General features: G+C 60.5%; 3 protein-coding genes. 2 read left to right on the top strand and 1 reads right to left on the bottom strand.

What is annotated here, in order from left to right:
* A partial coding sequence (locus AC1DVR_RS23720; protein ID WP_478003081.1) for a transposase domain-containing protein occupies nt 1–218 on the top strand: 218 nt, incomplete at its 5' end.
* Between the two features lie 25 nt (nt 219–243).
* Here the strand turns inward: AC1DVR_RS23720 and AC1DVR_RS23715 are convergent.
* Nucleotides 244–480, bottom strand: a complete 237-nt coding sequence (locus AC1DVR_RS23715; RefSeq protein WP_478003080.1) for an EcoRII N-terminal effector-binding domain-containing protein — start codon at nt 478–480, stop codon at nt 244–246.
* Between the two features lie 131 nt (nt 481–611).
* On the opposite strand from AC1DVR_RS23715, the gene AC1DVR_RS23710 reads away from it, so the two are divergent.
* Nucleotides 612–797 (top strand): transposase (locus AC1DVR_RS23710; protein ID WP_478002611.1); only part of this gene is annotated, 186 nt, incomplete at its 3' end.

The raw sequence follows: 797 nt of genomic DNA, 5'->3' as shown, positions 1-797 counted from the left end.
TCCGCCCCATCACCCTCAATCGAAAAAACGCGCTCTTCGCCGGTCACGACGAAGGCGGCATCGCCTGGGGCCGCATCGCCTCACTGATCGAAACCTGCAAGATCAACGGCATCGAGCCCTTCGCCTATCTCAAGACTACCCTGACAGCCATCGCCAACGGCCATCCGCAAAGCCGCCTCGACGAGCTGCTCCCATGGAACTTCAAGCCGTCAAGCTAAGCTGATCGTGCTGTCCAGCCACCGCTTACGTTCCGTTCGGTGCGTGCAGCTTGTTGTTGTAGTAGACAAAGCGCAGGCGCAGGGTTTCGCCCTTTGGGGTGATACAGTCGATCCAAGCTGACGGGTTCAGGGTTTCAGGATCCAGCGGCGGCAGGAAGGCTAGAAGTTCCCCATCCCCCTTCGGGACCAGAATGCCGCCCATGTGACCACCGGTCGTCCCCACATCGTTGGCGCTGAGCGTCTTTGCGAAGGTCTTTTCCATCACGTCCTCCCGGGACTTATTTCCAGCGCGCGTTTCAGGTCATCGGCGTCGCGGCTCGAGACCGGCACTGCTGTGACCCCCGATAACTCGTCCATCTGATGCTAGAGTCCGGCCCAAGGAGAGGACCGGACATGAAGAGATCGAAGTTCACAGAGGAGCAGATCATCGCGATCTTGCGGGAGCAGGAGGCGGGCGCGAAGACCGCCGAGGTTTGTCGCAGGCACGGGATCAGCGGCGCCACTTTCTATGCCTGGAAGGCGAAGTTCGGCGGCATGGAGCCTTCAGAAGCCAAGCGGCTGAAGGCGTTGGAAGACGAG

This window comes from Rhodobacter sp. P2_H5, assembly GCF_056403335.1.
This window is presented reverse-complemented; position numbering and strand designations above follow the sequence as displayed.